Genomic DNA, 7,335 nt, shown 5'->3' on the forward strand with positions numbered 1-7,335 from the left:
CGGAGGAGCGCCGATCAGACGCGAAACGGAAAACTTTTCCATATATTCGCTCATGTCGATTCGCGTAAGCGATTTTTCATCGTTGAACAAAAAGTCCGCAAGCGTTTTTGCAAGTTCGGTTTTTCCGACGCCGGTCGGACCGATAAACAAAAAGCTTCCGAGCGGACGGTTCGGGTCGCTCAAGCCGGAGCGGTTTCTACGGATCGCGTCCGAAACGACTTGCACCGCATCGTTCTGTCCGATAACGCGCTTATGCAGCACGGATTCGAGCTGCAAATATTTTTGCTTTTCGCTCGACAACATCTTCGTAACGGGGATTCCCGTCCACTCGCTGACGACGCGCGCGATATCTTCTTCGGTCACTTCCTGCCGCAAAAGCGATTCGCGTCCGCCCTCTTTTTTGCTTCCGGCTTCCGCCGCGGCGGAAAGTTCCTTTTGCAATTCGGGAATGATGCTGTATTTCAATTCGGCGGCTTTCGCGAGGTTTCCTTCGCGCGTATATTTTTCTTCATTGAAGCGCGCCTGTTCGAGTTTTTCTTTGACGTCGCGGCTCTTGTTGATATCGGCTTTTTCGTTTTGCCACTGCAGCTTCATCGCATCGCGTTTTACCGAAAGATCGGCAAGCTCTTTTTCGAGTTTTGCAAGCCGCTCTTTCGACGCTTCGTCGTCTTCTTTTGCGAGCGACTGTTTTTCGATGGACAACTGCATGATTTTCCGTTCGATTTGATCGAGTTCGGTCGGCTGGCTTTCGATTTCCATTTTGAGCCGGCTCATCGCTTCATCGACGAGGTCGATCGCTTTGTCGGGCATAAAACGGTTCGTGATATAGCGGTTGCTGAGGACAGCCGCCGCGACGAGCGCTTCGTCGTCGATCCGCACGCCGTGGTGAATTTCGTATTTTTCGCGCAGACCGCGAAGGATCGCGATCGTATCTTCGACCGACGGCTCCGAACAATAGACAGGCTGAAAGCGCCTCTCGAGCGCCGCATCCTTTTCGATGTATTTCCGATATTCGTCGAGCGTCGTCGCTCCGATCGCGCGAAGCTCTCCGCGGGCAAGCACCGGTTTTAATAAATTCGAAGCGTCCATAGAACCTTCGGATGCGCCCGCACCGACGATCGTATGCAGTTCGTCGATAAAGAGCACGATCTGTCCTTGGCTTTTTTGCACTTCCGTGATGACGGCTTTAAGGCGCTCTTCGAATTCTCCTCGGAATTTCGCACCTGCGACAAGAGAACCCAAATCGAGGGCGAGGAGGCGCTTGTTTTTCAAGCTTTCGGGAACGTCGCCCGATGCGATGCGGCGGGCAAGTCCTTCGACGATTGCGGTTTTTCCGACGCCCGGCTCGCCGATGAGTACGGGATTGTTTTTCGTACGCCGGCAAAGCACTTGCATGACGCGCCTTATCTCTTCGTCACGCCCGATGACTGGATCTAGTTCCTTATTTAGCGCCTTTGCAGTTAGATCGATGCCGTATTTCTCCAAACTATCTAGCGTCTCGTCGCCGGTTTGGCTGTCTATCTTGCGCCCTGCCCTTATACTTTCTAAATTTTTGCGGATTTCTAAAACGTCGGTAAATTTGCCTAAAATTTGCTTGATCTCAGGCAGCTCAAGCGCCGAGATAATCCACGTATCCACCGCGATATAGCTATCTCCTAGGCTCACCATCAGAGCTTTTGCGCTTTCAAGAGAGTTTATGAGCTCCTTTGAAATTTGCACGTTTTCCTTGCTCACGTTTGAGCTTGTAGGTAACTGTGCGGTTTTGCTTTTTACTTCGAGCTCGACCGCGTCCTTGCCGACGTTCATTTTGTTAAAGACTTGGTTTAGCAGCGAGCCGCTATCTGCAACCAGCGCCCAAAGCAAATGAAGCGGAAATGTTTGCGGATTTTTCGCGTGTATCGCTAGCGCGACGCCCTTTTCTACCAGCTCTTGCATTTGCGCGGTTAAATTTTCGCCTAAATTCGCCATTTTTTCTCCTTTAGTTTATATTGACCGTATTATATAACTTTAGTCGATTATTGTCAAGTTATCTAAGTAGTACAATATAAATACTTACGAAATAAAGTTAAATTTTATTAAATCTTTTATCCTATTTTTAGGCAAATTTAACTAAAATAGCCCCACTTAAAAAGGCAGGAGATTAACTTTGAATAAAAAAAAGATGTTTTTGTTTTCGAGCGTTGCGGGCGCGATGATTTTCGGAGCGGTTTTTAGCGCAAATTTAAATGCTAAAGCCACCGAGGACGGCTCAAATTCTAAACTACAATCGCTCTCTAAACTTACAAAAACCATTTCTACTATCGAAAAATATTATGTTGATGATTTACAGTTTAAAGAGATCGTGGATAAGGCCATAGAGGGGCTTTTAAACAACCTTGACGCGCATTCTGGATTTTTAAACGAAAAGGCATTTAAAGATATGCAGGTGCAGACAAACGGCGAATTTGGCGGTCTTGGTATAACCGTCGGTATGAAAGACGGTGCGCTAACGGTCATCTCACCTATCGAAAATACGCCTGCGGATAAAGCCGGCATAAAAAGCGGCGACATCATCCTTCGCATCGACGGCAATACGACCCTAGGCACCACCATAGACGAAGCGGTCAATAAAATGCGCGGCAAACCAAAGACGCCTATTACGATAACTATCGTGCGAAAAGGCGAGCAAAAGCCGTTTGACGTCAAGCTCGTGCGCGACATCATCTCAGTCGAGTCCGTTTACGCAAAGATGATCGAAAAAGACAACATCCTCTATCTTCGCGTGACAAATTTTGACAAGCACGTAACCGAAAAGGCCGAGGAATTTATCAAAAAATATCCAAAAGCCGAGGGTATCGTACTAGACCTTCGCAATAATCCGGGCGGACTTTTAAACCAAGCGGTCGGACTAACGAATTTGTTTATAGATAGCGGCGTGATCGTATCTCAAAAGGGCAGAAACGAGAGCGAAAATAGCGAATTTAAAGCCGCAAGAGCAAATAAAATCACAAATTTACCGCTAGCTGTACTAGTTAACGGCGGAAGCGCGAGCGCGAGCGAGATCGTGAGCGGATCGTTGCAAGATCACAAACGCGCCGTCGTTATCGGCGAAAAGACGTTCGGTAAAGGCAGCGTACAGATCATCCTTCCAGTCGACGACAAAGAGGCTATCCGCCTAACTATCGCGCGCTACTATTTGCCGAGTGGCCGCACTATACAAGCAACTGGCGTGGAGCCTGATATCGTCGTATTTCCGGGCAAGGTGCCACAACAAGACGAAAATGCGTTTTCTATAAAAGAGAGCGAACTAAAAAAACACCTAACCAACGAACTAAGTAAAATCGACGGCAACGGCGATAAAAACGCGACCAAAACCGCCGACAACAAAAAGATAATAACCGAGGCTAACGTAAACGACGATATACAGCTAAAATCGGCGATTGACGCGATCAAAATTTTACAGCTAAAATAAGGAGTGCAAAAATGCAAAAAAAAGAGCTGATCTACGAAGGCAAGGGAAAAAAGATGTTCGCAACGGACGATGCGGACCTGCTAATAGCGGAATTTAAAGACGATCTAACCGCCTTTGATGCGCAAAAAAGAGGTAACGAAGCGGGCAAGGGCGCGCTGAATAATAAAATTTCGACGCAGCTTTTTCATCTTTTAAAAGAAAAAGGCATCCCGACTCACCTGGTCGAAACCCTAAGCGACACCGAACAGCTCGTGAAAAAATGCGAAATCATCCCGCTTGAAGTGGTCGTGAGAAACATCGCAACCGGCTCGCTTACAAAGCGCCTCGCGATAAAAGAAGGCACGGTTTTGTCGTTTCCATTGGTAGAGTTTTACTACAAAAACGACGACCTACACGATCCGCTCGTAAACGACGAACACTGTCTAATTATGGGCCTAGTTAAGAGCGAAAACGACCTTGACAGACTAAAACACATGGGCCGCGAGATAAACGCTATCCTCTTTAAATTTTTCGCAGACAGAAACTTAAAATTAGTCGATTTTAAAGTCGAATTCGGTGTCGATAAGGACGGAAATATCCTGCTAGCAGACGAGATCAGCCCAGATAGCTGCCGCTTTTGGGACGCAACTACGAACGAAAAACTTGACAAAGACAGATTTCGCCAGGATCTTGGCAACGTAAAAGTCGCCTACGAAGAAGTTTTAAAAAGAATTTTATCTAAGGTTTAAAATGAAAGCTATCATCAACGTATCCCTAAAAAACGGCGTTTTAGACCCGCAAGGAAAGGCCGTCGAGCACGCACTCGGCTCACTTGGATTTAATAACGTAAGCGGCGTGCGAATAGGCAAACAAATCGTGCTTGACATAGACGCCGCAAGCAAAGACGAAGCGCGCAAGGAGCTCACCAAAATGTGCGAAGAACTGCTCGCAAACACCGTCATCGAGGACTACGAGATAAATTTGAACGATAAATGCGAGAGCGCAAAATGAAAGTCGCCATCGTTTTGTTTCCAGGCACGAACTGCGAGCAAGATACAAAGTACGCCTTTGAGCTTTTGGGTTGCCAGACGCAGATAATCTGGCACAAAGAAAGCGAGATAAATGCCGATCTTATCGTGCTTCCAGGCGGATTTAGCTACGGCGACTACTTGCGCACGGCAGCTATCGCTAAATTTAGCCCCGCGATGAGCGCGGTCGTAAAACACGCCCAAAAAGGCGGATACGTGCTTGGAATTTGCAACGGCTTTCAGATGCTGTGCGAGCTAAAACTGCTTGCAGGCGCGATGAGACGAAACGAAAATTTAAGCTTCATCTCAAAATACCACTATCTAAAAGTGATCTCAAACGCAAATAAATTTCTATCAAATTTGAGCGTCGGCGAGGTCGTAAACATCCCGATCGCTCACGGCGAGGGTAACTTTTACGCCGACGAAGCGACGCTAAAAGGCCTCTACGACAACGATCAGGTGCTGCTAAAATACTGCGACGCAAACGGCGCAGAGCTAAATCCAAACGGTTCGGTCGATGCCATAGCTGGAATTTGCGATAAGAGCAAAAAGATATTCGGCCTCATGCCTCACCCAGAGCGCGCCTGCGAGAAGTTTTTGGGCACGGACGATGGACTAAAGATGCTAAAAGGGCTAGTTTGCTAAAGCCCTTTTTAGCCTTTTTTACTATATTTGTTTTAGCTTGCACAGCCACTGAGCCTAGCGTATTTGATATGATGGGCGACGAGCAAAGCCAAAAAGTGATCAAGCCTGCTCCGCAAACGCCCGCGCAAAAGCCAAATTTACAAAACAGAGCGCCGAGCACACAAAATAGAACTCCAAGCCAGACGCAAAGCACGACCACTCAAAACAGAACTCCTGTAGCTCAAAGCCAAGCCGTAAGCAACCAAGGCGGTACGCATCTACGTCAACCTATCCCGCAAAATATCGCTCCTACGAACGAGCCCGAGTTAAATTTAAAAGACAGCCAGCTCTACGAGCGCGTGCAGCCAAACGACATCATCATCAAGGCTTTAAACGCGCCAAAGCAAGTCTACGTCGGGCAAATTTTTAGCTTTACGCTCTCGGTCGATATCCAGGATAATATCGCAGTAGATCTGCAAACCATCTTGCCTGAAACCGAAAATCTAAAATGGCTAAGCTCAAATTTGCGCTGGGATAACGACGGTAAAGGGGTTTACAAGGCTCAAATTTACGCCGAGGCCTCCGCCGAGGCCGTGCAAAATCCAAAAATCACGGTAAATTTAAAGCGCAACGGCGAGTTTTTCCAGACGGCAAATTTGACGCTTTCGCTACCTAAAATTGTAGCGCTAAAAAGCGGCGAGAAATACAACCACGTCGTCGCTCAAAATCTCGAAGTCAAAAAATACAAAACCAATAAATTCGACGATAAAAATCTCATCATGATCGTCGAAGTAAACGCGCAAAAAGGCAATATCGCGGATTTTTTCATCGAGGATAAGGACATCATCAAGCAAGGTGTGGACTCCACAAGCGGAGAATTTGACGCACAAAGCGGATATTATTTTGCGATATTTTCGCCTGAAAAAACCTCGATAGATTTTAACTACTTTAGCCTGGCTAAAAAAGATTTCGTGAGCTTTTCGCTCCCGGTAGTCGTAGAAGACGACGAGATCAGCACGCAAATCGGGCTAAATCCAAAGCAAAGCAAATTTGAAATTTACAAAAATATCGGAGTTTACGCGCTTTTTGGTATATTTTTGATCACGTTTTTGTTTAAGCGCGACGCGATATTCCTCGTCGTCGTGGTCGGCCTTGGAGCCTATATCCTTTATAGCTACAACCCGTTTGGCGGCGCGACGCTAAGACAAAACATAAACGTAAAAATTTTACCTACGCAAAACTCGAGCGTATTTTATACCTCAAAAGCGGAGGAAAAGATCGAGATCCTCGGCGAGCGCGAGGACTACGTCAAAATTTTACTAGACGACGGCAAGATAGGCTGGGTGAAAAAAGATGATATTTTCTAGGATAAAGGCCGCGTATTTCGCGGTCGAGTTTCTGATCAGCATACTTTTGGTCGTGTTTTTCATGTGGCTTTTTAAAAAGCACATTCACGGCGTGAGAAAAATTTGGGGTAGGAGCCAGCGATTTTTCGGGTTTTATTCGCTCGAAGTCGTCGGCAACTTCGACGAGCGGGCGAATATGGTCATTATGAACCACCAAAGCATGCTAGATATCGTCGTTTTAGAGGAAGTCTATCCTAAAAATCTCTGCTGGATCGCTAAAAAAGAGATCGCCGACCTGCCAGTGATCGGTCAGATTATCCACGTGCCGCAAATGATCTCAGTCGAGCGCGAAAATAAACGCTCGCTCATCAAGCTCGTAAAAGACGCGCAGGACCGCGTCGAAAAGGGGCGCGTGCTGGCGATTTTCCCCGAGGGAACGCGCTCGCACTCAAGGGAGCTTTTGCCGTTTAAGGGCGGTGCGAAAATCATCGCCGACAAGCTAAATCTAAAAATCCAGCCCATCGTGATCACGGATTCGGATATCTTGGATGTGAAAAATTTTAGCTTTAAAAACGGCAAAATCAAAATCATCTGCCTAGATCTAATCGATACCGCCGATCCCGAGTGGCTAGAAAACGCAAGGGTGAAAATGCAAGAAACGCTAGATAACGAGAGGCAAAAAGCGGCGGTCTAAAACGCCTGTTTTTACGGCAAATTTACTCGTGCGTAAATTTAACCTGAAATTGAGTCAAATTTACCGCGAGCAAATTTATCTTTTAAGCCCGCAAGCTAAATTTGTCGCCTCGTAAAAGCCGTAAATTTAGGAGGATTTATGAAAAAGCTCGCCGTTATCTTTATGGTTTTAGCTCAAATTTTATTCGCTTCAAATTTGCCTGAGCCAGACCTT

7 protein-coding genes are annotated in these 7,335 nt (G+C 46.6%); 6 read left to right on the forward strand and 1 reads right to left on the reverse strand.

The window, feature by feature from the left end; translation table 11 throughout:
- On the reverse strand, positions 1 to 1,968 hold a 1,968-nt coding region (locus Q0338_RS07855; RefSeq protein ID WP_298086270.1), incomplete at its 3' end, for an AAA family ATPase.
- A gap of 178 nt (positions 1,969 to 2,146) precedes the next feature.
- Between Q0338_RS07855 and Q0338_RS07860 the strand changes: the two genes are divergently transcribed.
- From Q0338_RS07860 to Q0338_RS07885, 6 genes are read left to right on the forward strand one after another with little or no spacing between them, the layout of a single operon-like run.
- Positions 2,147 to 3,451 (forward strand): S41 family peptidase, encoded by a 1,305-nt coding sequence (locus tag Q0338_RS07860; protein WP_298086271.1) that lies wholly within the window; start codon positions 2,147 to 2,149, stop codon positions 3,449 to 3,451.
- Between the two features lie 11 nt (positions 3,452 to 3,462).
- Positions 3,463 to 4,179 (forward strand): phosphoribosylaminoimidazolesuccinocarboxamide synthase, encoded by a 717-nt coding sequence (purC, locus tag Q0338_RS07865; RefSeq protein ID WP_185898834.1) that lies wholly within the window; start codon positions 3,463 to 3,465, stop codon positions 4,177 to 4,179.
- A gap of 1 nt (position 4,180) precedes the next feature.
- Positions 4,181 to 4,441 (forward strand): phosphoribosylformylglycinamidine synthase subunit PurS, encoded by a 261-nt coding sequence (purS, locus tag Q0338_RS07870; protein ID WP_122871328.1) that lies wholly within the window; start codon positions 4,181 to 4,183, stop codon positions 4,439 to 4,441.
- Positions 4,438 to 5,103, forward strand: a complete 666-nt coding sequence (gene purQ, locus Q0338_RS07875) for a phosphoribosylformylglycinamidine synthase subunit PurQ (protein ID WP_298086272.1) — start codon at positions 4,438 to 4,440, stop codon at positions 5,101 to 5,103. The genes purS and purQ overlap by 4 nt, the downstream gene beginning before the upstream one ends.
- The gene (locus Q0338_RS07880) at positions 5,097 to 6,449 is read left to right on the forward strand and encodes an SH3 domain-containing protein (RefSeq protein ID WP_298086273.1); all 1,353 of its coding nucleotides are present in this window, start codon (positions 5,097 to 5,099) and stop codon (positions 6,447 to 6,449) included. Before purQ ends, Q0338_RS07880 begins: the two co-directional genes overlap by 7 nt.
- On the forward strand, positions 6,436 to 7,122 hold the full coding sequence (locus Q0338_RS07885; RefSeq protein WP_298086274.1) for a lysophospholipid acyltransferase family protein: 687 nt from the start codon (positions 6,436 to 6,438) through the stop codon (positions 7,120 to 7,122). Before Q0338_RS07880 ends, Q0338_RS07885 begins: the two co-directional genes overlap by 14 nt.
- Positions 7,123 to 7,335 lie beyond the last annotated feature (213 nt).

Origin of the sequence: uncultured Campylobacter sp., assembly GCF_938018145.1 — a bacterium.
Classification (GTDB): domain Bacteria; phylum Campylobacterota; class Campylobacteria; order Campylobacterales; family Campylobacteraceae; genus Campylobacter_A.

Coding starts and splice junctions, on each gene's coding strand:
- purQ (WP_298086272.1), top strand. CDS start 4,438: ATGAAAGTCGCCATCGTTTTGTTTCCAGGCACGAACTGCGAGCAAGAT.
- purC (WP_185898834.1), top strand. CDS start 3,463: ATGCAAAAAAAAGAGCTGATCTACGAAGGCAAGGGAAAAAAGATGTTC.
- Q0338_RS07885 (WP_298086274.1), top strand. CDS start 6,436: ATGATATTTTCTAGGATAAAGGCCGCGTATTTCGCGGTCGAGTTTCTG.
- purS (WP_122871328.1), top strand. CDS start 4,181: ATGAAAGCTATCATCAACGTATCCCTAAAAAACGGCGTTTTAGACCCG.